Here is a 22,845-nt window from a genome sequence, read left to right on the forward strand (position 1 = left end):
TTTTTAAATTTGAAATTATCTTATTATTAATTGATCTCATTATATTATTGGTTTTTTGTTTTTGTAAATTAATCTTAATGTTTCAACAAAAAGGTGTCAAGGTAAAAAAATTTTAATTCTCCTTGACACCTTTATTTTATATTTTTTATTTATCACGCAGCAGTCATAACCTTAATAATCGCAAGTAACACACCAGTAACCCCTTCACCTCCTAAAAACCCTGAAGAAATTAACGTCCCGTTTTCGTTGGAATTCGGGTATTTTTTGTCCATAATAAACCTCACAATTCCTCCTAATCCCGCAGTAGTGGATATCACCATTGGGAGGTACATACCTATACCGATTGTCATACCCGGAATCTTAATAAAATAAAGTATAGCACCTAGTAAAAGCCCAACTATGAATGCAAAAGGATTTGGTAGCCCCTTTACCATTGTAGAAACCGCATATGCTTGAGGAGCCACCAACTCGGTTCCGGGACCCATAGAACCATAGGCATTATGCATTATAAACAGTACAACTACAGATACAAAAGCACCAATTAATCCCCCAACTCCTTCCGATATCAGCTGAGCTTTAGGTTCCGTCTTTAATATATATCCAGCTTTGAAATCCTGCAAAGCATCACCTGCAAGCCCGCAGGCAACCGCAACAACAGCAGCGATTAAAAAAGATTCTATAAAACCGAGTTTTACAAAAATCTTTATAAAAAGCAATACCAATATACCGAATATTTCCATAGGATTTATGCCCGTTTGACCTGTAATAGTTGCAGCCATTGCAACTGTCACCCATACACCTATTATAGTAAGAATACTCGAAATTAGACTCATTTCAGTCAAAAATGTCAATATCAATGCAGCCAAAGCAAAAACAAAAGGTGCCCACCTCATATTTACTTCGCCTTTTTCAACTTCACCCTTTATCATTGGCGCAAAAATCTCCTTTGCCTTAGGTAAAACTCCTTTAATAAGGACACCCACGCCGGAACCTACTATTAAGCCAATTCCCATGCTGTTTTTAAAGGCAGTAGCAGCATCTACACTTGAAAAAATACCAGAGGATACTCCTAATGGAATTATCAAAAAGTAGCTTAAAACAGCTCCCAAAAACCAGGTCCCCATGTATAGAGGCCCTATTATATATCCTATCCCAGCAGCCATAGGAGATAACCAGGCACCAAAAAATATGTTTTTCGCAAAAAGCGTTTGTGAAGTCAGTGCTGCAGGTATCACTCCAAATTGATCCCTTAAAGCTGTAAAAATAGCTGCAAAACCAAGCGAAGAAAATAAATACCTTCCTTTTTTGCCACCTTCATCACCGGCGATTAATGTCTGCGAAGCTGCTATTCCCATAGGAAAAGGCAGTCTTTCTCCTTCAATAAAATGCTTCCTAATAAGCCCAGTAAATATCAAGCCCAAAACAGTTCCGCATAAGGTAACTACTACCAGGGTAAAAAAGCTGACTTTAGCTTCCGGATTTACCATCCATATACCCGGTATGGTAAATGCCAAACCTCCCGCAACAAGGCCTCCTGCTGACATAGCTGTATGAGTTACATTTATCTCATTAATATTAGTTTTACCCAAAGCTTTCAAAATGGTTAACGACAGTATAGCAACAAAAATTGTAGGCCAAGGCAAAGCACCCATGCGAAGAGCAACATAAGTGGAACTTGCAGTAATTACTACAGAACCAATAGCTCCTAAAACTATAGACCTTAAAGTAAGTTGATCTTTAAAAGTCTCAGCATGCCTGATTTTGCTTTCATTTTCTTTTTCCACTCAACAATACCTCCTCAGTAAAGTCTTTTAAGTTCCTCCTCGTCAACCCCTTTAAAAACAAACTCATCGCTTGGAAATTTTCCTTCTTTTACCTCTTTTTTAAATTCTTGCAGTGCCTTCAAAATTTCTTCACCCAAATTAGCATATCTTTTTACAAACTTAGGCAGAAACTTTTCAAAGAGTCCTACCATGTCATGAAACACCAGCACCTGACCGTCGCAATATCTACCGGCTCCTATTCCTATCGTAGGAATTTTTACTTTTTCCGTTATTAATTTCCCTACCTCTTCTGGCACGCATTCAATAACCAAAGAAAAAGCTCCGGCTTCTTGAAGTGCAAGAGCATCCTCCAATAAGGATTTAGCAGAATCCACAGTTTTCCCTTGAACCTTAAACCCGCCTAATTTAGAAATAGTTTGCGGAGTAAGACCAATATGGCCCATAACAGGAATTCCACCATCTACAATGGATTTAACCTTATCAGCCACTTCCTTTCCACCTTCCAACTTAACTACATCACACCCCCCTTCTTTCATTAACCGAGTTGCGTTGTAAACCGCCTGCTCGGGTGATTGATTATACGATCCAAAAGGCATGTCGCCTACTATCATCGCATTTGGCGCTCCTTTTGCCACCGGCCTTATATGGTGTATCATCTGCTCCATAGTGACAGGGACAGTAGAGTCAAGTCCAAGCACAGTCATTGCAAGCGAATCACCTACTAATATGACTTCTATACCCGCTTTATCGACAAAATAAGCTGTCGGGTAATCATATGCTGTAGTCATGGTTATCTTTTCGCCTGTTTCTTTCATATTTTGTAACTTTTGTATCGTTACCTTTGCCAATTTAATCTCCTCCCGTAATTAAAATATTTAAAATATTTTAGTATGCCTTATATATTTTTGAAATGCTCTCTTTTATTACATTAAAAGCATAATCCAACTGGTCCTTTGATATGATTAGAGGCGGCTGTATCCTTATTACGTTGCCGTTAACGCCTCCTAATCCCACGAGGACGCCATTTTCCCTGCAATGATTTCTAAGCATGCCTGCTTCCTCTGCTGCTGGAGTTTTATTATCATCTTTTACCAATTCCAATCCTATCATTAATCCTTTACCTCTTACATCGCCTATTATCTTAAACTCTTCTTTCATCTCATAAAGTTTATCCATAAACCACTTTCCTTTTTCTAATACCTGAGAACATATATCGTTTTTTATAATAAAGTCTATATTGGCAATTGCGGCAGCACAGGATACAGGATTGCCACCGAAGGTGCTCAAATGATCGCCGGGTTTAAAGGAATTTGCTACTTCCTCCCTTGCAATGAATGCTCCCAATGGGAACCCATCCGCTATGCCTTTTGCCATTGTCAATTCATCAGGTTCTACATCATAATACTCAATAGCAAACAATTTACCTGTCCTCCCAAAACCACTTTGTACTTCATCCACAACAAAAAGGATTCCGTACCTATCCAATATTTTCTTGATTTCTTTGAAATATTCGGGAGGAGGTACTATTATACCTCCTTCGCCCATTACCGGTTCTGCAAAAAAGGCCGCCACGTTTCCGCTAGTGTGATACTTTATCACATCTTCTAAAAATTTTGCACACCTAAGCTCGCAATCGGGATAGGAAAGCCCAAATGAGCATCTATAACAATAAGGTGCAGGAGAAAATGCCGTACCGGAAAGGTACGGACCCCCGCCTTTTTTCCTAGCCATATTTCCGGTAATACTTAAAGTCCCTACGGACCTTCCATGGAAAGAACATTGAAGCGATATAAATTCGTAACGTCCTGTAAACTGCTTTGCAGCCCTCATTGCACCTTCATTTGCTTCTGCTCCACTGTTTGCAAAAAAGGTCTTTTTTAGCCTTCCCGGGGTAATTTGTGCTAATTTTTCCGCTAAATCAGCTACTGGCTTTATGTAATAAACATATGTACAAGCGTGAACCAATTTTTCCATCTGCTCTTTTGCTGCCTTCAATATTTCTTCGTTGCAGTGACCGGCATTTACAACAGATATACCTGAAAAACAATCTATATATTCCTTCCCATCTTCAGAATAAATAATTGCTCCTTTTGCCCGCTCAATTACAACAGGTTCTATAGCCTTTACCATGCTTGTGTTTACATATTCCTTATATTTCTGCACAGTATTCATCTTAAAATCCCCCTTTTAAAAATTTTCATTTAAAAAGTTTAAGATGCTTGCTGCATAAATCTTAGTAGTTTCCATCAACTGGTCTATACTAACGTATTCGTCTCTCTGATGTGGTATTTCTCTTTCCCCGGCTCCTATTACAACTACCGGTATGTTCTTCCACGCACGCAAGAATGTACCATCGGTAGCCCCAGGTACACCGTTGTAAACAGGCTCACTTCCCGTAACCTTTGTGTAAGCCTTTTCTACAGATTTAACTATCGGATCGTTCCTTTCAGTACTCACACATGGTCTTTTTTCTATGACCTCGTATTCGCAGTCAAAATTTTCTACTTCTTTTTTTAATTGATTAAAAATTTCTTCTATTTGCCCTAAAAGTACCTCTTCCTTTTGCCCAGGAATTGTCCGTAAATCGTAAGCAATTAAGCTGTCTTCGGGAACCACATTTAACTGCCCTTTTCCGTTCGAAGGCGACATAACCACAGTCGGAGTTATACTGGGAAATCCTAAATACTTGTGACGTCCTAACCTTTCTTTTTCCTTTTCTTCTAATTCTTTAAGCTTTAATATCACATTTGCCATCCCTATATTGGGATTTATCCCAGCATAGGGCATGCAACCATGGGCCATTTTCCCTTTTATCCTAACAAGAATTCTTATTGCACCTTTTATATCAAGACATATATTATTGTCCACAGGCTCGCAAATTATTGCTCCATTTACGTCATCAGCCCAGCCGCGCCTAATAAAATCCTTTATGCCTGTCATCATACCCTCTTCATCAACGGGTATACAAAGAATTATCTTTCCGGGGAAAGAAATCCCTGAATCTTTTATAGCTTTAGCCGCAATTATAGAAGCTGCAAGATTACCTTTAGTATCACATGCCCCCCTTCCGTATATTTTCCTATCAACAACTTCTCCTTTAAAAGGGTGATATTTCCATTTACTTGCATCCCCGGGTGTAACCACATCTGTATGACCTTCCAAAAGTATCGTCTTTCCCGGCATATTGCCCCTTAAAACGGCAATCACATTAGGCCTTTTTGGTGCCGCCTCTTCAATGTAGACTTCAAATCCCACTTGTTTAAGCTTTTCGTATATATATTTTGCTACCTTTTCTTCATTCGCATTATCATCCAATGGGTCATACACGCTGGGTATTTCTATAAGTTCTTTAGTAAGCGAAACCAAATCATCTTCTTTAATAAACCTCATCACACTATTTATTACTTCGTCCAATTTAACCACTCCCTTAAAATATATAAGCCATTACTAAACCCTTTATAATACGTATTCATTTTGGTTTTTACAAAACCACCGTCATTAAAAATTTCAGCCATGGTATAGACTCTTTTATTTTATATCCTCTTTTAAATTGACCAAAACTTTTCTATTGTTTCTTCCTTAGGTGGCTTTGTCAAAATAGATACTATATAAAATGCCACAAAAGCCAATACAAGAGTAATAACTATTGGGTGCATACCAAAAGGCCTTGGCCAATACTTGCTTGTAATTATAAAACATGCCACTCCTGTAATCATAGACGCTATAGCACCTTCTGCATTTGCCCGTTTCCAATAAAGACCTAGTATTATTATCCAAAAGAAGGTAGCTTCAAGACCTCCAAAAGCAAAAAGGTTAATCCAAATTATTAAGGCAGGAGGTTTTATTGATAGCAGCAGGATAATTATACCGATTAAAGCAGTAGATAATATGCTCAAATTTACAATCTGTTTTTGTGTCGCCTTAGGGTTAATGTAATTCAAATATAAATCCTTTACTATAGTGCTTGAAATCAATATCATCTGTGAATCAACAGTTGACATTATTGCTGCAAGAGGAGCAGCTAATAAAACTCCTGCAATCCATCCCGGGAGAAGTTTTATAGCCACAAGTGGAATAACAGTATCGCTGGATAAACCTTTGGGTATCTCTGGCAAAATTGCCTTTGACGCTGCACCTACAAGGTGAAGACCTAACATAAGTACTCCAACTACCACAGTCCCAATAATCATTGCAGAATGCATAGCCTTTGAATTTTTATAAGCCATTGCCCTCAATGCATTTTGTGGAAGTCCTAAAATTCCGATACAAACCAGTACCCAAAAGGAAGATATCCACGGTACAGTAATAAATTTTTTGACCCCAAAAGGTGTAATAAGTTCCGGATTTATTTTATAAAGCGTCTGCATCACATTATAAACTCCGCCGCCTTTAGAAAATACCATTAATAATAGAATAATGGTGCCAAAAAACATCACCGTTCCCTGAACTGCATCCGTTAATACAACCGCCCTAAATCCACCATAGGTTACGTATACAAGTACAACACCGCCAAATAATATAAGCCCCCAAATGTAAGGCAAACCCGTTATAGTCTGGAATAATTTTGCCCCTCCTACAAATTGCGCGACGACCGCAACTATTAAGAAGATAACAGCCCCCAAAGATGATAACCATACAACGGCAGGATTATTATCGTATCTTTCCCTTATAACGTCAATTAAGGTAACAGCCTTTACTTTTCTTGAAATAATAGCAAATCTTTTACCTAAAATACCCAAGGTTACGTATGCAGCGGGGAGCTGGGTCATAGCAAGTAAAACCCATCCTAACCCTTGATTATAGGCCGTCCCTGGTCCTCCCAAAAAGCTGGAAGCACTCGTATATGTAGCGACTAATGTCATAGCAACCACAAAACCACCAAAATTCCTGTTGCCTAAAAAGTACTCGCTTAAGAAACCACCTTCCTTTTGTTTTGCTATCCTATTGCTGTAAAAACCAATATACAATACCACAAGTAGATATATGATAAGTGGCACCCAAATTTCTAATAAAATATCTTTGCTTAGGTTCATTTATCATCCCCTCCCAACATTTCTTTATCCAAAGGATCTAAAGGTATATCTTTAAAAACAAAAGATACAACTAAAACTACTAAGATGCTAAAAACAAAGAGGCTGACTATACAGCTCCAAAAAAACCATGCAGGAAAACCTAAAACATAAGAGTATTCATCCGGAGATTTGGAGCCTAAACCATAAGCAAAGGCAAACCACCAAATTATGTTTACAATTAGAAGAATAAATACTGTCAAGGTTTCCTTCGTTGTTTGTAGATACCTCGGATCATCTTTTACTTTGTTATTCTTCAAAATAATACCCCCCTTTATATTTTTTATTTCATAATGCGGAATATTATTCCTTTATATTTAATTTATTCTTTATTTGTCTAAAAATTCCTTTTTGTTAAAAAAATATTAATTTATTCAGTTTTTAATTTTTTATTATTTATAAATAAGCTTAAAATAATAAACTTCATCTTGACACAAAGGAGATTTAATTATAAATTTTTTCTAAGAAATAAAAAGCGCTAAACATATGAAAGGGTGAATATTTTTTTGAAAAACTCAAATAATCCTGTCCTGGAAATACTCGAATCCCTTGAAAATGCTTTATCAAAGTTAAATATCCCTGAAAAAAGAAAGGAAAAGATATCAAAAGATATTGCTGCCCAGAAACAAAGGTATGAAAAAATTAATCAAGAGGAGATAGCTGGAGAGGAAAAAAAGAAGGTATACCAGGGGATTACCGTAAAGGGTAAAGATTTACTGGAAAAATTAAAATCTAAGAATATTGATTCAAAGGAAAAAGAAAAATACATTCTATCCTTTTTACTCTATATACGGGCTGCTTATTTTGATTTTAAAGACCAATTGAAACCTTTAAATACAGGAATTCGCCTTTTTGCACTTACGTCAGCGTTATTTATCGGCCTTTCTCCCCAGTTTTTAGGAGGTGCCTTTTCTCTATTATTTTTAGTTCCTATTTTCCTGGGTCTTAATGGACTTAAAAGGCGAAGGATTTTTGGATTTAAAATGGCAATGATGATATTTCCCGTTGCTCTTGGGGTTGCGGCTCTATGGATTCGTTTTGGAATAAATGCGGTTTTAAACTTTCAAAAAGTTGTTTTTGATACCGCCCATACCCTGGGGAAACCCGTTAACATAGCCAAATTTTTTGTAATAGTGCCGCCAGTTTTTGCTTTAGTTCTCTTAGCATCTTCTTTTATCATGGCTTATTATCTTTATAAATCGAGGGAAATGTTACTATAAATATTTTTGCCCGGGCGTAAACCCGGGCATTTCCTATTACGGGAGGGGTGTATATAAATTTACAGTATTTTGCTTAAAAACTCTTTTGTCCTTTGGTTTTTGGGATTTTCAAAGATTTCTTCAGGAGTGCCTTCTTCAACTATCACTCCTTCATCCATGAAAATTACCCTATCCCCTACTTCTCTTGCAAAGGCCATCTCATGAGTAACCACTACCATTGTCATGCCGTCCTGGACCAAATCCTTCATTACATCCAGTACTTCTTTTATCATTTCGGGATCTAAGGCTGAAGTAGGTTCATCAAAAAGCATAATCTTCGGGTTCATGGCAAGAGCCCTTGCTATTGCTACCCTCTGCTTTTGTCCACCAGAAAGGGATGCAGGATAACACTCCGCTTTATCCTTCAAACCTACCCTGTCAAGAAGTTTTAAGGCTTTTTCTCTGGCCTCTTCCGGATTTTCTTTTTTCACCTTTATTGGAGCAAGGGTTACATTTTCAATCACCTTTTTGTGAGGAAAAAGGTTAAAATGCTGAAAAACCATTCCAACTTCCTGTCTCACTTTATTTATATCCACCGCTTTATGGTTTAAAGGCTTCCCTTCAATCCAAATTTCACCTTTTGTGGGTTCTTCCAGCATATTGAGGCAGCGAAGGAGGGTGCTTTTGCCCGACCCCGAGGGACCTATAATTACCACTACTTCTCCTTTGTGGATGGTATTGCTTATTCCTTTTAATACCTCTAATTTCCCAAAATACTTGTGCACATCCTTAATTTCAATCACTCCTGGCAAGCCTCCTTTCCACTACCCCGAGTAATTGGGTAAAACTCAAAGTCATAATTAGGTAAAATAGCGCTGCTGTAATATAGGGTTCGAAAGGCCTGTAGGTGTTTCCCGCAACTACCTGTGCTGCCCTTGTCAGCTCTGGAAAACCAATTGTAGTTGCAAGAGAAGAATTTTTTAATAGAGTAATAAATTCATTTCCGAGGGGCGGTATCATCTTTTTAAACGCCTGAGGAAGGATTATATACCTCATGGCCTGGGCATAACTCATACCGAGGGACCTGGCAGCTTCCATCTGTCCCTTATCCACCGCAAGTATTCCACCTCTTACGATTTCCGCTACATATCCTCCGCTGTTAATACCCAGCGCTATCACCGCAGCGGGGAATTCCGACAGAGAATATCCTGTAAGCTGAGGCAACCCAAAGTAAAATATCAATATCTGCACCAGCAAAGGCGTCCCCCTTATAACCTCCACGTATACGGTGCATAATGCGCGGATGATGAAAATCCGGGACATCTTACCCATTCCCACAAAGGTTCCGATTACCACACCCATCATGACCGCCAGGGCAGTAATTTCAATTGCTATTAATGAACCGCGAATAAAAAGTGTAATGTAGGGAAGTACTATTGTAAAATCAAGATTCCTCATCCTTATCTCCTTTCAAAGGCAAAGGGCTCCCCTCGAGCCCTTTATAATTTTTTTCAATTTTACTGTTTTGGCTTAAATTCCACAAACCACTTTTGAACCATCTTATCCAGTTCACCGCTGTTTTTCAGGTCAGTGATGACCTTATTCACCACTTCCAGCAGTTTTTCGTCTTCCTTTCTTAAAACTACCGCTTTAGCCGCATCATCCAGCAAATTGCCTACAAGTTCCAACTTATCCGAGTTCTGGGATGCGTAGGCTTTTGCTACCGCAAAATCCACAATAACCGCATCCACCTTTTTATTGAGAAGGTCAAGAACCGCCGTATCTACCTTGTCAAACTGCTTTAGTTTTGCACCCTCGATCTTTTTGGCAATTTCTTCTCCGGTTGTCCCGAGCTGAACGCCCACCGTTTTGCCTTTCAAATCATCTTTGCCGGTTATACCGCTGCCTTTATAAGTTATTATTTGCTGTCCACCCTGAATATAGGGTATGGAGAAATTTACGCTCTTTTTTCTTTCTTCGGTTATAGTGAATCCCGCTATTCCCATATCCACCTTTTTCGTTAAAACCGCCGAGATTATCGTATCAAAGGACATATCTTTTATTTCCAGCTCTACTCCCAGTTCTTTTGCAATAGCTTTAGCAAGGTCTATATCAAAACCGGCTATTACGTCTTTGCCCGAAGAAATATCGTGAAATTCAAAAGGCGGATAGTCCGCACTGGTACCTACAACCAATTTTCCAGCTTTCTTTATAGCATCTACCGTATCTACCGGCTGATTTGAGTTATTGTTTTGCTGATTTGTTTGCTGCTGGCTTTGATTATTCTGTGAAGTTTCTTTCTGGGCACATCCGAATAAAACCGTCGCCATAAGTAAAATTACCATCAATAAAGCCGTAATTTTAAAGTATTTTTTCATAATTCTCCTCCTAAACTTAATAATTGTATATTTATTTATATTCTTGTATATTTATATATATGCTTGATGAGTATAATTATAATTGCAAATGTATAATATTGCAATAGCTCCAATAAAATTTTATTTTTCTGAAAACATTTTATGCATAAAGTAAATTACAAAAAAATAAAAGGGTCCGGAATTTCCCGAACCCTTTTGTTCTCCCTATTTAAGCGCGAACAGCCTTATGCTTCTGGAAGCACTCGCTGCAGTAGACAGGTCTGTCGTTTCTTGGCTTAAAGGGAACCTTTGTAGGTGCACCGCACTCAGCGCAAACTGCATCGTAAAGTGTTTTTGCGCCTTCTCTCCTCGAGTATTCGCGTTCGTTTCTTGTTCTGCCCTTTCTTGCGTCACGGCAGGCTTTGCACCTGGAAGGCTCGTTTTCAAAGCCCTTCTCAGCATAGAACTGCTGTTCCCCTGCGGTGAATACAAATTCTTTACCGCAGTCTTTACATACTAACACTTTGTCCTGGAATGCCATTAAAAAACCCCTCACTTATTAATAAGATTCTCCGGCATTCCTTAGAGTACCATTTTCCGGTCCTTTGCCTTCGCAAAGCATCGAAAAAATAATCCCTTTAGAATGCCTTACTCTATTATATACCTAATCTTTTTAAAAAGCAAGGAAAAAATAGAATTTCTTAGAAATTTTTTAAATTCTCCTTTTGCAATACCCAATCCTAACTCTACCAATTCTTCTTGAGAATAACTCAATCTTATGCCATTTAATTCGCATAATATAACCACTTCCCATCAATCATAGGATGATTATTAATTAGGAACTCAATATATTCTATAATTTGCATTTGAAAATCTTTTGGAAGTTCTTTAAACCGTTTCGTAAGTTTTCAAAAATATTCTATCACTTTTTATTCCTTCTTATCAATAAAAATACCTTCATCATAATTTACCTTATCATATAATGAATTATATTTTCTGGAAACATTTCTTGCTAAAAAAAGATCCTCTATTTTTTTCTCTATATTATTAAGAAATATTTTTGCAAGATTTAAAACTTCTTCATCCGTTTTTATTATTTCGTTAACTTTTTCATAGATTTCTTTTTTCATAATGCTTATTTTTTCATCTCCTAAAGCATTTAATCCTTTTTTTGATATTTTTTCATCGATATCAGCAGAAATATCCATCAATCCCTGCCTTTTATCCAGCAACAATATAAATTCTTCCACATTTTCCAAAAGCAAAGCATCTTTCATTTTACTGGTAACCGAAGAAATTTCTTCTAAATTTTCTTTTTTTTGTTGTAGCAAATTCCTCAATTCTTCCATAAATTTTCCCTTTCCATTCTGCCTTTTAATTTAACGCTATAATAAATCTATTATAATGCAAAAAGCCGGTAAATGACACCGGCTTTATAAATTTACAAGGCAGCCTTCTTTGTTTTCATTACTTCAAGGTAGGCCTCCTGCCATGCCTCCTTCAAGCCCCCTAAAATCCCTTCTACTTCCTCTAATATTTTCACATCCTTTTTAATGTTTGCATCAATCAATTTTTCATATATGAAATTGTACAGGCTTCTTAAATTCTTTGAAATCTCATAATTGGTGTCAAGGCTCATGTTAAGCTCCATCACTATATCTTCTACCCTTATTATATTGTTGTTAGCCTCCACAAAATTTCTTTCTTCTATGGATTTTTTGGCAAGTTTTAAAAATTTAAGAGCGCCTTCGTAGAGCATTAAAACGAGTTTTTCCGGCGGCGCAGATAAAATAGCATTTTGCTGATACTGCTGGTAGGCATTTATCATACTTTATCTCCTCCTCACTGTGATTGATACATACCCAGCTGATTTGCCAGCCACATGCTTTGCTGATTCATGGACTGGATCGCTTTTTCCATTTCGGTGAACTGCTTCCAGTAGCGATCCTCTACCTTTTTCAAATCCTCTTCCATTTTTGAAATTCTATCGTTTAAGCTACGGATGTTTTGAGCTATTAAGCTGTTATCGAAATACTGGGTGGAACTTCCTGCCTTTTTCGTTATGCTGTCCATTCCACTTTTTGCAATGTTGTATATTGAAGAAGTTATATTAACAAAAAGATTTGCAACCGCTTCCGGATTTTGGGATATGGCTTCTTTTAATCTTGCTTCATCAATGTATAATTTTCCTTTCTCATAATAACTTCCCGTTTTTACACCCACATCGAACAGGGTATCGAAATCAGAGGGCTGTCCTTCTACTGTTCCGTATACCGCTTGTCTTAATTTGTTTACCAGCCCGGAAAGAACCGTATCTCCCCTCAATAAGCCGCTCCTTGCCTTTTCTTCCCATTTTTTGATTTCGTCTTCCTTCAATTCTTTTTTCTGTTCATCGGTTAGCGGCAGGTAATCCCGGTATCTTTCTTCGGTCAGTTTTGAATTTATAGCACTAATTGTATCGTTATACGTGTTTATAAAATTTTTTATTGTCTCTACAACAGTATCCACATCTCTCTCGATGGTGAGGGTAGCCGTCTTGCCAGGTGCTTCTTTTTTCAATGAAAATTGTATCCCGCTTATTGTGAAGGTGTTTGTGGGTTTCGATATATCAATACCATTTATTGAAATTAATGCATTTTCGCCGAAATCCACGCTTCCAGAGGCAATTTTTAAAGCCCCCGTATTCCCAAAAAGGTTACCTGATAAATTTACTATTTCAACCTTGGCACTTAGACCCGTTTCTTTTGATTTAATCACTATCTTATCCGTTATTGCATCGTAATAAGCAGTAACCTTTGCATCCGCATCCTGATTTATCTTATTCAGTACATCGTTTAATGTGTAATTTTTTTCCAACCCTGTATCGCTAAAATCAAAAGTAAATTCCTTGCCGTTAATCTTAAATTTTATTAGTTCCCCATTATTAAGGGGATTATTTTCAAATTTATAAGCTTCATCCTTCAATTTGGCATAGATATTTATTTTCGAACTTACTCCATTGGTAAAGCCGAGGTTTCCAAGAATATTCGCAACCGACGAATTTTTTAGCACAATGTTGGGTTTATAAGCCCCGCTGTAGGATGTTCCCGGACTGAATTTAATTTGATTATTTTCTACCGAAACGGTTATCTGATCATTACCAAAAGTTGCATTAATTTTTGTTTGAATGTCATTCTTTAATTCATCAAGGGTTTTAGTGGTTCCATCATAGGTTACACCCTTTGTAAGCTCAATTGTTTTTTCCACTCCATCTAAGGAAATTACGAATTTATAATTGCTATCATTTACAGTAATAGGATTCTGAGAAAGGTCAAGGATATTTCCTAAAATATAATTTTTTGAAATCGAACCCGAACTTTCTATTTTAGCTTCTTGAGCAATCTTTTTTACTTCCACACTGTAAGTCCCCGGCATTGCAGAGGCTCCGGGTGTCGCTGTAAATATACTGTCGGGGGCGGTGCCGTCGTCGTAGGAAACCGTTGCTCTGTATTTCAAATACGTCCCCTGAAGTTTCATATTAAATGCCGAATCGTATAAAGCTTTGATCTTTAAATTAATATTCCTGTAATCCTCTCTCTGCCACTCAAGGATCTGCTTTTGCTGGTAGAGCTTATCCACTTTTTGTCTTTCGATTTTCATAAGGTCCGAAACTATCTGGTCTATATCCATTCCCGAAGCAAGGCCACCTATCCTCAATGTCCTGGAAATGCTGTCTACCATTTTACCCACCTCTTTTTATTAAACCTTCTTGTCCACAATAAGCCCTACCTGTTTCCATATATCAGCAATGAGGTCGAGGAATTTTTCGGGAGGTATTTCACTTACAACCTTATCCGTGGTTTTATCGATAACCCTGACTATTACCCTCTTGGTTGCCTCGTGAATATCAAATTCAAAGCGGGTGTTTTTGATTTCAATAGAAAGTTTTTTTAAATCTTGGATAAGGTTTTTAAAATCTTCATTTCCTTTTTCTTCATCTTTGATCATAAAATCATTTTTTTCTGATGAAATAGTATTTATCGCTTCCTCCGATTTCTGAGGTGCCTGTACCGTTTCTACCACAGATTTCATCGAAGAAAAATCCGAACCTTTTATTCCCTCTACCCGCACAAGAACCACCCTTTATAATTTTTTATGCTTTCTATAGTGATTATCGAAATAAAAATAAAAATTATTAAACTAAATTCTATCAGATTTTTGGATAAAAAAAATAATAGCCGGAGTTTTTCTCCGGTTTTTGCCTTAAATCGCTATTTTTCACAAATTTCCCCCTTTTAATCCAATAGCACAAGACCCGTCCAGGTTACCTCTCCTTCTTTAAATTCTATTTCCATTCCGACTTTTTTACAGGTTTTTATAACATCTATTCCCATAGCTTCCATAGAAGGCCTTGCTTTTTCCCTTTTTATGCATTTGGCGTTTTCACCAGTGGGGCATTTTTCGCAGAGACTGCAGGGGCCGCCTATTAATCCGGCAGCAAAGGGAAATCCCAAGGAAAAAGCTTTTTTCTCAGTTTTATATACTGCTTCGTGAAGCAGTTTAGCAAGCCGCAAAACATCGCAGGATGGTCCGCTCACCTGAATTAAAACCGCAAATATATAGTTTGAAAACACCTTTTTAAATTCCTCCATCTCGGGTACAAAAGGCGGGCACATGAGCCTTTTCCCGTATTCCCTGCACCCCGAGTGAGAGCATTGAAATCTCACCCTCTCGTCCACCACAATATCCCTGGTTTCTATGAGTTTTACCTTTGATACGCCTTCGCAATCCTTTGCAAATTCTAATACCTTTCTGGCATTTTCAAACTTTTGAATAAGGTCCATAAAAATACCCCCTGTTTTAAACACTTTCGAGGAAATCACAAAATCTTTCTAAACTTTCTTTAATTTTATTAAATACCTCTTCAATATTTCTCATTAATGGTTCCATCTTTTCCGGCAAAAAATTATGCGCATATACATTCCTAAATATATGTCTAAATGCCCTGTAATTATCCAATTCATTTTTTAGTTTAATATCGATAACTGCAGGCCTTATTTTCGGTATATCCACTGTCATTTGCCTCAGCAATTCTTGATGCCAGTTTGATCCTTGAGGTTTAATTCCATCAAGGTTTTCAGCTATAAGCTCAAATATCCTTTCAAGCCCTCCGTAAAAATCGTGAATATTTAATGCTACACTATCAAGATACAAAGTATCTTTTTGAATATGAGCCTTTTCCCATGCTTTTTTAGAACGGTCAACCGCCTTTTCAATTTCTTTTAACTCCTGTCTTATCCTTGCAGAAAGGGTTAAAAACTTATTTATCATATCAGTATCCCCTCTTTTAGAATATTTTCTCTGAGTGCAGGACTGCAATCCGACATATCCACTATATCAACTTTACAATCGGATGAAATAGATGTTGCCTCTCCTACAGCTTTATAGAAAATCTCATGGGGTATTCCTTCTACAGCCATATCAATATCCGACCATTGATTGAACATTTCCTTTTTAGTAAGCGATCCAAAAACCCATACTCTTTTTGCACCGTATTTTTCTTTAAGTAAAGAAGCTATTTTTATTGCAATTTCCCAAAATCCATTATACCTATTTTCTAATTCACGTTTTTCTTCATCAATTATTTTTTTTAAATTTTCTCTATAAGATTCTATTTCCAAAGTGTATTTTTCCCCCTTAAAGCTTGAAAAAGTAATTCTTTTATGAGGTATTTCTAATAAGATTGTATTACAAAAAAATTTTACTAACAACAAATTATAATATTGAATCTTCTACATCACTTGAACTATTATAAAAATATGTTATACTAAAAAGTAGATTTTATAGTCTACAAAAGGAAGGTGTTTAAAATTGAATAAAACAACCACAGTAAGAATTGACAAAAGTACTTATGAAGCAATTAAAAAATTATCTACAGAACTCAAAGAATCTATGCAAAGTATTATTGAAAAAGCTGTTAAAGAATATCATAGAAAAATTCTATTAGAAAATACTGCAAAAGCTTTTGCTAACTTAAAATCTAATGAAAAGCTTTGGCAGGAAGAAAAAGAAGAAAGAAATCTCTGGGATAATACTTTGGAAGACTTGGAGGAATAAAAGTGTACCCCAAAAGAGGTGAAATATGGCTTGTAGACTTAAACCCGACACGCGGCCGCGAGCAACACGGTATAAGGCCTGCAGTTATAATTTCCGTTGATGAATTCAATTCCTGCCCTGCAGACTTAGTTATTGTCGTTCCTATTACACCCAAAAACAAAAATATTCCATTGCATGTAGAAATACTTCCCAAAGAAAGCGGGCTTGATGCATTATCCTATGCAAAAACTGAAGATATAAGATCAATTTCAAAAGAAAGGTTAATAAAAAGAATTGGTATGTTACCACAAGAGAAACTAAATGAACTGGAAGAAAAAATAGGCATACTTTTGGGATTATAATTAAAACCCCGATATATTTGGGATTAAAAACTTCGGGGGCTAATAAAATGACCGAAGCTGTAAATAAAGCTCTTGAAGATTTCATAAGGAGGTATAAACTAGAAAAGCTTGCAAACCGCATCGGAAATACAGAACTTAATATAGACAAATCAGATTTGGAGGAAATGCGTAAAAATGAAATAATTATTAAAAAATATCTTTTAAATCAATCATCAAATCTTCGAAAATAGAAACTTTTACTTTGTCATCCTGAGAATAAATATCAGGCCGTCCGTATCTTTTGTTCTCCTGTAAAGTAAACACATTCAAGATTTTGTTTTCGGGTTCTACTATCCAGTACTCTTTTACCCCGTGTTTTTCGTACAAGTTAAATTTATGCAGCTTATCTTTCTGAGCAGTTGAGGGCGAAACGATTTCTACTACCAAATCAGGAGCTCCCTTGCACCCTTTCTCATCAAGCTTTGCCTCATCACAAACAACTATCATGTCCGGCTGAACCACATTTTTTATATCTTTTTCATTCTCTTCATTTTTATCTGGGAATCTCACATCAAAAGGTGCCATATATACTTCACAGGATTTATCTTTTAGATAATTAGCAAATTGATAAAAAATTTTACCTAAGGTTTTTTGATGAATTCTTGAAGGAGAAGTCATCAAGTAAACTCGGCCATTAATCAGTTCTATTCTTTGATTTTCCGGCCAATTAATATAATCCGAATAAGTATATATTCTATCCTCTTTTGGCAAAGGCATTTTTACACCTTCTTTCAAAACTACTTATAATGTTTCTTTAATATTATCAATTTTCTTACCTTTTGTAAATGCGTCCTGCTCTCCTAAATTCTGAACAATTCCATCAGCTCTTCCTTGGTTAAGTAGTTTATGAAAAGCTCGCCTTCGATTACCACCGAATTGATAAGGTCCTTCTTTTTCATCTGCAGTTCATTTATCTTCTCTTCTATGGTCCCTTTAGTTATAAGCCTGAAAACCTGCACCTTGTTTTTCTGCCCAATTCTGTGAGCCCGGTCGGAGGCTTGATTTTCTACGGCAGGGTTCCACCAGGGGTCAAAGTGTATAACCGTATCCGCTGATGTGAGGTTTAATCCCACTCCTCCTGCTTTCAGCGAAAGCAAAAATACCCGTCCGCAGCCGTTATTGAAATCATCTACTATCCTTTTTCTTTCATTAACACATGTACTCCCGTCAAGATAAGCGTATTTAATGTTCATTTCTTCCAACATTTTTCTTATTAAGGAAAGCATAGATGTAAATTGAGAAAATATTAAGACCCTCCTGCCGCTATCCATCAATTCCTGCAACAATTCCTCCAATAACTCCATTTTCCCGCTGGTTCCTTTATAATTTTCAATAAATAATGCTGGATGGCAGCATATCTGCCTTAATCTTAAAAGCCCTGAAAAAATATGCATTTTGCTTTTTTCAAAACCTTCCCGCTCTATCCTTTCTTCCAGCTCCCCTTTTATATTTTTTAAATATGAAAGGTAGATTTTTTTCTGCTGGGGAGTCATTTCAACCAAAAGGGTGGTCTCTGTTTTTTCCGGCAGTTCCTTTAAAACATCATTCTTAGTTCTTCTTAAAATAAAGGGGGATATTAACTTTTTAAGTTCCTCTAAGGCCTCATTATTTCCTTCTATTATAGGCTTTTGGTAGTATTCATTGAATTTTTTATAAGAATAAAGGTAACCCGGCATTATAAAATCAAAAATTGACCATAATTCCGCCAGGGAATTTTCTATAGGAGTCCCTGTAAGAGCAAACCTCACATTAGATTTTAATTTTTTAACCGATTTTGCATTAAGGGAATCAAAATTTTTGATATGCTGGGCTTCGTCCAATATAACACAGTAAAAGTTATGACGGATATAAAATTCGAGGTCATTTCTTAAAAGCGGATACGATGTAATTATTACATCATATTCATTAAGTTCTTTTATTAGTTTTTTCCTTTCAAAAATTGACCCGGATACTACCGCCGTTTTTAATTGAGGCGCAAATCTTGCAATTTCGTTTTCCCAGTTAAACATTAAGGTTGAAGGGGCAACTATAAGGGAAGTGTGCGGTGAAATTTTTGACTCTTTTACCGAAAGCAAAAAACTTATCGCCTGAAGGGTTTTACCAAGCCCCATATCATCTGCCAGAATACCTCCAAGCCCGTTTTCGGCAAGTATCTTCAGCCATTTAAACCCGATAACCTGGTATTCCCTTAATATCCCTTTTAAACTTTCAGGAGGTTCTACCTTTTGATACTTTGAATTTACTATATTCTCGATTATCCTTTCAAACTCTCCTGCTTGTTCAATAGACAGGTTTGATTTATCCTTTACATTGTTTAAAAACCCTAAAAATCGGTATTTTGATAGGTTTACCTTGTTTTGTTCTATATCTTCTTTTGATACATCCTCCAAAAGCTCAGCCAATTTATTAATACGGTTTTCTTCTAAAGAAATAAAAGAACCGTCTTTCAATCTAAAATACTTCTTTTTCTCCTTAATAGAATGCAGTATCTCCTCTGCCGTCCTCACATCAATGTCTTCAAAATCGGTTTTTATTTCAAGAAGATTTCCGCTTAAATAACTTACAGATGACCTTATTTTCGGGGTTTTTATGGAAAAAAGGTGTTTAATATCGGACGAATAATAAACTTCCCCCATTTGAGTAAGATTTGGCAGCACTTCTTTTATAAAAATATAAAGTTTTTCCTCATCTTGGAGCACTGCCCTTCCTCTTTCTATTGAAAAACCCGTATCTCCTAAAAGTTTTATAATATACATTTCTTTTTCATAATCCCTTACAATAAGATGCTGTAAACTTTCCTTTGTAAAGGGATTAAACTCTTCTTCGCCGTAAATAAACTTAACATCAACAGCAATTCCTTTTTTATATCCCTCAATATGCATTTTAAATTTAAGGGGTTTCCTTTCTACCGCATATTTCAGGTCTTCGGAAAGTTTTATATTTTTACATTTCTGCAGGTGCGGTAATACAGAAAACAGCTTATGTTGATTTTCTCCGGTAAATTTTAACTCATTCCAGTCTTTCAAATAAAGCCCTTTAACGATTGGAAATACTTGTTCATTATTATTTAACAAATATACCTTATCGTCCTTTAAAATAATTCTTTCTTCCCCATCTAAAGGTAATCCCATTTCCCCCTCAGGTTTAACATATATACCGTCATTATTTTTTTCTATTTTAATATTGAAAGGCAAATCGTTAACTTCAAAGCTTATTACCTTTTCGAAGGGGCTTATCATATTAACAGGTTTATTCCCCAATGCTTTAGCAACTTTCATTAAAAAATTATAATTTAAATTAACGTATTTTCCGTCTAAGAAAACATTAGGAGTACTATAAATCGTTATACTTTGTTCTATCTCATACAATTCTTTTATAATTTTTAACACTTCGGCGTCTTCTTTTGAAAACACGTGAAGAAGTGGATTAAATTCAAATAATTTACCGAAACTAAAGGGCAGATTATTTTCTATTTTTTTAATAAACTCTTTGATGTCCTTTAAAATATATAAACGTTTATCCCCAATGCGCATGTGCATGCTGCATACAAAATCATGTACATTATACTTTTTGAACTCAAAATAGTATTCCACCTTTACTTCTTGCTTTTTAATTTCGCTATTACTATTTTTAAATAGTTCCAATAAAACATAATCTTCTATGTAATAATCTTCTTTGATATCTTTGTGTTTGTTATTATTCTTTCTCGGTAGCCCTTTTTCAAAAATATGACACAAAACGGCAATCACATGCTTGCAGGCACCATCAAATTGAAAATAAGCCGGGCATGAGCACCTGTAATCCTTGATAAAATTATTTTCTATTTCGAAAAAAACATCATAATCCTCACTGCCTTTAACAACGGCATGAAGTATTTCGCCCTCAAACTTAATGTTTTTCACAGCACCTGATTCATAATAGGCAATGCCTCTTTTTACTACTTCCGGTGAAGCTATCATCCTCAAATAATCCTGATTATAAACTCCCATTTGTTTTTTCCTCCGATTTTATCTGCTTTAACAGTATATTTTCTTCTTTAATTTATAAAAATCCTTTTTTCTGACTTTAAAATTTTTAAAAAAGGAATTTGAGCAATTTTATAGAACTCATAATAATATTATAATTTTATTATTGAATAAATGGAAGGAGCGGCAAACATTATGAAAATCCTTCAGATGAAAATAACCCTTAAAGATATAAAACCTCCTGTTTGGAGGAGGATTTTGGTAAAAGATGATATAACATTTTATAAGCTAAATACGATTATACAGTATGTAATGGGATGGTCTGGATACCACCTTTATGAATTCAGGATTGGCGATATGGTAATAGGTGAAAAGGATGATGGTTGGGACCTTTACGATGATTATGAATTCAAAAATGCTAAAAGGTTCAAATTAAGCAACATGAATTTTGAACCAAAAGATAAATTCCTCTATATTTACGATTTTGGCGATAACTGGGAACACAGCATATTGGTTGAAAAAGTACTTGAACCCCAAGAAGGTATAAGATATCCGTTATGCATAGCAGGAAAAAGAAACTGTCCTCCCGAAGACGTAGGAGGCCCCTGGGGATATCAAAACTTCCTTGAAGCAATAAAAAACCCTCGTCATCCGGAACATAAATTAATGCTACAATGGATAGGAGGTTCATTTGACCCTGAAGAATTTAATATAGAAAAAATTAATCAAATCTTAAAGATGGTGAGGTAAAAAACTTTGCATATTCCCCTGCAACTTTTATGGCTTCTTCCATACTAACAGAGCTTGCAATACCTTTTCCTGCAATATCAAAAGCGGTTCCGTGATCCACCGATGTTCTTATAAACGGCAGCCCAGTGGTAACGCTTACGGTTCTTTCAAAATCCAGCGTTTTTGCAGCAATATGTCCCTGATCGTGATAAAGGGACAATACCGCATCATATCGGCCAAGCCTTGCCCAATAAAAAACGGAATCGGCAGGTACCGGCCCTTCCACCCTTATCCCTTCTTCCCGTGCTTTCTTTATTGCCGGTATTATCTCCCTCTCCTCTTCCGAGCCAAAAAGCCCGCCGTCTCCTCCGTGAGGATTCAGGGCAGCTACCGCTATCGTCGCATTTAAAAGCCCTAAATTTTTCAACGCTTTATCGCAGGCAATTAAAGTTTTATAAATATTATCCATCTTTACTTTAAAACAAGCATCGAGTAAGGATATATGCCTTGTAAGGAAAAATATGCGAAGTTTATCCACCTGAAACATCGTCAAAACATCTTCGCTTTTTGTAAGCTCTGCAAATATTTCGGTATGGCCGATAAAGTTTATTCCCGCAGCGCGAATAGCTTCTTTATTTATCGGAGCGGTGGCAACCCCGTCTATTAACCCCTCCATAGCAAGTTCAATAGATTTTTTTATATACTCAAAAGCGGCCTTTCCCGCCTCGGCTGAAATTTTCCCGAAATGTATATCATCTCTTACATTATTTAGATCCATAAGGTAAAGTTTACCAAAGGAAAAATCCTTTTCCCTCCATGTATTTATCTCATCCTCATTTATTACAATAACGTCCAAATTTATCTTTGTAACTTCCATAGCTTTTTCTATGATATTTTTTGAACCTATTACCAAAGGATTTACCTTTTCATAAATTTGTTTTTTTGACAAGGCTTTTACCACAATTTCCGGGCCAATCCCGACAGGGTCTCCCATAGTTATTCCGATAATAGGCTTATTTATCAAGCTTTTTCACTCCTTTTTTAAAACTACATTCAGCCATTTTTCATCTTCTCTGCCTTTTCTCACATCACGGGTAATTTTTATTTCTAAAATCGAAAAATACTGATGGTTTTTTAAAAGCTCGCATAAAGAACTTTCATCATAATTATTAAAAAATCTCCCGTTTCTTATTTCTTCTCCATTGCCGTATTTAAAGGAAGAATAAAAAATTCCGCCCTTTTTTAGAGCTTTATAAATCTTATTAA

25 protein-coding genes and 1 pseudogene are annotated in these 22,845 nt (G+C 36.2%); 5 read left to right on the forward strand and 21 right to left on the reverse strand.

From position 1 onward, the window contains the following. Nucleotides 1–152: 152 nt before the first annotated feature. The 6 genes from ACPLOV_RS02850 to ACPLOV_RS02875 all read right to left on the reverse strand — a co-directional run bounded on the left by ACPLOV_RS02850 (nt 153) and on the right by ACPLOV_RS02875 (nt 7,113). A complete protein-coding gene (locus ACPLOV_RS02850; protein WP_424910589.1) occupies nt 153–1,784 on the reverse strand; it encodes an OPT/YSL family transporter in 1,632 nt (543 codons plus the stop codon). A 14-nt stretch (nt 1,785–1,798) separates the two neighbouring features. Next, nucleotides 1,799–2,632 (reverse strand): 3-methyl-2-oxobutanoate hydroxymethyltransferase, encoded by an 834-nt coding sequence (gene panB / locus ACPLOV_RS02855; protein WP_424909823.1) that lies wholly within the window; start codon nt 2,630–2,632, stop codon nt 1,799–1,801. Between the two features lie 37 nt (nt 2,633–2,669). Further along, nucleotides 2,670–3,956, reverse strand: coding sequence for an aspartate aminotransferase family protein (locus ACPLOV_RS02860; RefSeq protein ID WP_424910590.1), 1,287 nt, complete (start codon nt 3,954–3,956; stop codon nt 2,670–2,672). A gap of 15 nt (nt 3,957–3,971) precedes the next feature. Then, nucleotides 3,972–5,186: a M20 family metallopeptidase gene (locus tag ACPLOV_RS02865; RefSeq protein WP_424910610.1), complete on the reverse strand. Its 1,215-nt coding sequence runs from the start codon at nt 5,184–5,186 to the stop codon at nt 3,972–3,974. A 143-nt stretch (nt 5,187–5,329) separates the two neighbouring features. Next, entirely contained in the window at nt 5,330–6,817 is a 1,488-nt protein-coding gene (gene panF, locus ACPLOV_RS02870; protein WP_424909825.1) for a sodium/pantothenate symporter, read from the reverse strand. Further along, a complete protein-coding gene (locus tag ACPLOV_RS02875; RefSeq protein ID WP_424909826.1) occupies nt 6,814–7,113 on the reverse strand; it encodes a YhdT family protein in 300 nt (99 codons plus the stop codon). The genes panF and ACPLOV_RS02875 overlap by 4 nt, the downstream gene beginning before the upstream one ends. A 246-nt stretch (nt 7,114–7,359) precedes the next feature. Between ACPLOV_RS02875 and ACPLOV_RS02880 the strand changes: the two genes are divergently transcribed. Continuing rightward, complete coding sequence (locus tag ACPLOV_RS02880) at nt 7,360–8,073, forward strand: hypothetical protein (protein ID WP_424910591.1); 714 nt, start codon at nt 7,360–7,362, stop codon at nt 8,071–8,073. A 59-nt stretch (nt 8,074–8,132) separates the two neighbouring features. On the opposite strand, the gene ACPLOV_RS02885 is transcribed toward ACPLOV_RS02880, so the two are convergent. The 11 genes from ACPLOV_RS02885 to ACPLOV_RS02935 form a co-directional block, all read right to left on the reverse strand. Further along, nucleotides 8,133–8,855, reverse strand: coding sequence for an amino acid ABC transporter ATP-binding protein (locus ACPLOV_RS02885; protein WP_424909987.1), 723 nt, complete (start codon nt 8,853–8,855; stop codon nt 8,133–8,135). Then, the gene (locus tag ACPLOV_RS02890; protein ID WP_424910592.1) at nt 8,848–9,510 is read right to left on the reverse strand and encodes an amino acid ABC transporter permease; all 663 of its coding nucleotides are present in this window, start codon (nt 9,508–9,510) and stop codon (nt 8,848–8,850) included. Before ACPLOV_RS02890 ends, ACPLOV_RS02885 begins: the two co-directional genes overlap by 8 nt. Before the next feature lie 59 nt (nt 9,511–9,569). After that, on the reverse strand, nt 9,570–10,430 hold the full coding sequence (locus tag ACPLOV_RS02895) for a basic amino acid ABC transporter substrate-binding protein (RefSeq protein ID WP_424909989.1): 861 nt from the start codon (nt 10,428–10,430) through the stop codon (nt 9,570–9,572). A gap of 208 nt (nt 10,431–10,638) precedes the next feature. Continuing rightward, the gene (locus tag ACPLOV_RS02900) at nt 10,639–10,950 is read right to left on the reverse strand and encodes a zinc-ribbon domain containing protein (RefSeq protein ID WP_068749226.1); all 312 of its coding nucleotides are present in this window, start codon (nt 10,948–10,950) and stop codon (nt 10,639–10,641) included. 388 nt (nt 10,951–11,338) lie between these two features. Then, a complete protein-coding gene (locus ACPLOV_RS02905) occupies nt 11,339–11,758 on the reverse strand; it encodes a hypothetical protein (protein ID WP_424910593.1) in 420 nt (139 codons plus the stop codon). A gap of 92 nt (nt 11,759–11,850) precedes the next feature. Beyond that, complete coding sequence (gene fliS, locus ACPLOV_RS02910) at nt 11,851–12,237, reverse strand: flagellar export chaperone FliS (protein ID WP_424909975.1); 387 nt, start codon at nt 12,235–12,237, stop codon at nt 11,851–11,853. A gap of 14 nt (nt 12,238–12,251) precedes the next feature. Then, complete coding sequence (fliD, locus tag ACPLOV_RS02915) at nt 12,252–14,129, reverse strand: flagellar filament capping protein FliD (RefSeq protein ID WP_424910594.1); 1,878 nt, start codon at nt 14,127–14,129, stop codon at nt 12,252–12,254. Between the two features lie 18 nt (nt 14,130–14,147). Then, entirely contained in the window at nt 14,148–14,519 is a 372-nt protein-coding gene (locus tag ACPLOV_RS02920) for a flagellar protein FlaG (protein WP_424909977.1), read from the reverse strand. Between the two features lie 164 nt (nt 14,520–14,683). After that, complete coding sequence (locus ACPLOV_RS02925; protein WP_424910595.1) at nt 14,684–15,232, reverse strand: DUF2284 domain-containing protein; 549 nt, start codon at nt 15,230–15,232, stop codon at nt 14,684–14,686. Nucleotides 15,233–15,248: 16 nt separating this feature from the next. Beyond that, nucleotides 15,249–15,719 (reverse strand): hypothetical protein, encoded by a 471-nt coding sequence (locus ACPLOV_RS02930; RefSeq protein WP_424910596.1) that lies wholly within the window; start codon nt 15,717–15,719, stop codon nt 15,249–15,251. Then, entirely contained in the window at nt 15,716–16,069 is a 354-nt protein-coding gene (locus ACPLOV_RS02935; RefSeq protein ID WP_424910597.1) for a nucleotidyltransferase family protein, read from the reverse strand. The genes ACPLOV_RS02930 and ACPLOV_RS02935 overlap by 4 nt, the downstream gene beginning before the upstream one ends. Before the next feature lie 190 nt (nt 16,070–16,259). Here ACPLOV_RS02935 and ACPLOV_RS02940 point away from each other — a divergent pair, with 190 nt between their 5' ends. Genes ACPLOV_RS02940 through ACPLOV_RS02950 form a run of 3 tightly spaced genes read left to right on the forward strand, consistent with a single transcriptional unit; the run spans nt 16,260 to nt 17,076 of the window. Beyond that, nucleotides 16,260–16,505 (forward strand): CopG family transcriptional regulator, encoded by a 246-nt coding sequence (locus ACPLOV_RS02940; RefSeq protein WP_424910598.1) that lies wholly within the window; start codon nt 16,260–16,262, stop codon nt 16,503–16,505. A 2-nt stretch (nt 16,506–16,507) separates the two neighbouring features. After that, nucleotides 16,508–16,846, forward strand: coding sequence for a type II toxin-antitoxin system PemK/MazF family toxin (locus ACPLOV_RS02945; protein ID WP_424910599.1), 339 nt, complete (start codon nt 16,508–16,510; stop codon nt 16,844–16,846). A gap of 47 nt (nt 16,847–16,893) precedes the next feature. Then, the gene (locus ACPLOV_RS02950) at nt 16,894–17,076 is read left to right on the forward strand and encodes a hypothetical protein (RefSeq protein WP_424910600.1); all 183 of its coding nucleotides are present in this window, start codon (nt 16,894–16,896) and stop codon (nt 17,074–17,076) included. Here ACPLOV_RS02950 and ACPLOV_RS02955 read toward each other — a convergent pair. Next, on the reverse strand, nt 17,033–17,602 hold the full coding sequence (locus ACPLOV_RS02955; protein ID WP_424910601.1) for a Uma2 family endonuclease: 570 nt from the start codon (nt 17,600–17,602) through the stop codon (nt 17,033–17,035). The two genes, ACPLOV_RS02950 and ACPLOV_RS02955, sit on opposite strands and share 44 nt — an antisense overlap. Before the next feature lie 83 nt (nt 17,603–17,685). Then, complete coding sequence (locus tag ACPLOV_RS02960) at nt 17,686–20,874, reverse strand: SNF2-related protein (protein ID WP_424910602.1); 3,189 nt, start codon at nt 20,872–20,874, stop codon at nt 17,686–17,688. 171 nt (nt 20,875–21,045) lie between these two features. Here ACPLOV_RS02960 and ACPLOV_RS02965 point away from each other — a divergent pair, with 171 nt between their 5' ends. Continuing rightward, entirely contained in the window at nt 21,046–21,600 is a 555-nt protein-coding gene (locus ACPLOV_RS02965; protein ID WP_424910603.1) for a plasmid pRiA4b ORF-3 family protein, read from the forward strand. Here ACPLOV_RS02965 and pdxA read toward each other — a convergent pair. Together pdxA and ACPLOV_RS02975 are read right to left on the reverse strand one after the other, a co-directional pair. After that, complete coding sequence (gene pdxA / locus ACPLOV_RS02970) at nt 21,572–22,603, reverse strand: 4-hydroxythreonine-4-phosphate dehydrogenase PdxA (RefSeq protein ID WP_424910604.1); 1,032 nt, start codon at nt 22,601–22,603, stop codon at nt 21,572–21,574. The genes ACPLOV_RS02965 and pdxA overlap by 29 nt on opposite strands. Before the next feature lie 6 nt (nt 22,604–22,609). Beyond that, nucleotides 22,610–22,845: pseudogene (locus ACPLOV_RS02975) on the reverse strand (SAM-dependent methyltransferase); the annotation flags it as partial.

The sequence above is a fragment of the Thermovenabulum sp. genome, from assembly GCF_049723235.1.
Taxonomy (GTDB): domain Bacteria; phylum Bacillota; class Thermosediminibacteria; order Thermosediminibacterales; family Thermosediminibacteraceae; genus Thermovenabulum.

Bases quoted from the DNA above. Each gene is read 5' to 3' on its own strand.
- ACPLOV_RS02960 (WP_424910602.1), bottom strand. From the start codon at position 20,874: ATGGGAGTTTATAATCAGGATTATTTGAGGATGATAGCTTCACCGGAA.
- ACPLOV_RS02925 (WP_424910595.1), bottom strand. From the start codon at position 15,232: ATGGACCTTATTCAAAAGTTTGAAAATGCCAGAAAGGTATTAGAATTT.
- ACPLOV_RS02930 (WP_424910596.1), bottom strand. From the start codon at position 15,719: ATGATAAATAAGTTTTTAACCCTTTCTGCAAGGATAAGACAGGAGTTA.
- fliS (WP_424909975.1), bottom strand. From the start codon at position 12,237: ATGATAAATGCCTACCAGCAGTATCAGCAAAATGCTATTTTATCTGCG.
- ACPLOV_RS02900 (WP_068749226.1), bottom strand. From the start codon at position 10,950: ATGGCATTCCAGGACAAAGTGTTAGTATGTAAAGACTGCGGTAAAGAA.
- ACPLOV_RS02955 (WP_424910601.1), bottom strand. From the start codon at position 17,602: ATGCCTTTGCCAAAAGAGGATAGAATATATACTTATTCGGATTATATT.
- ACPLOV_RS02905 (WP_424910593.1), bottom strand. From the start codon at position 11,758: ATGGAAGAATTGAGGAATTTGCTACAACAAAAAAAAGAAAATTTAGAA.
- ACPLOV_RS02950 (WP_424910600.1), top strand. From the start codon at position 16,894: ATGACCGAAGCTGTAAATAAAGCTCTTGAAGATTTCATAAGGAGGTAT.
- ACPLOV_RS02860 (WP_424910590.1), bottom strand. From the start codon at position 3,956: ATGAATACTGTGCAGAAATATAAGGAATATGTAAACACAAGCATGGTA.
- ACPLOV_RS02965 (WP_424910603.1), top strand. From the start codon at position 21,046: ATGAAAATCCTTCAGATGAAAATAACCCTTAAAGATATAAAACCTCCT.
- ACPLOV_RS02890 (WP_424910592.1), bottom strand. From the start codon at position 9,510: ATGAGGAATCTTGATTTTACAATAGTACTTCCCTACATTACACTTTTT.
- panF (WP_424909825.1), bottom strand. From the start codon at position 6,817: ATGAACCTAAGCAAAGATATTTTATTAGAAATTTGGGTGCCACTTATC.
- ACPLOV_RS02895 (WP_424909989.1), bottom strand. From the start codon at position 10,430: ATGAAAAAATACTTTAAAATTACGGCTTTATTGATGGTAATTTTACTT.
- fliD (WP_424910594.1), bottom strand. From the start codon at position 14,129: ATGGTAGACAGCATTTCCAGGACATTGAGGATAGGTGGCCTTGCTTCG.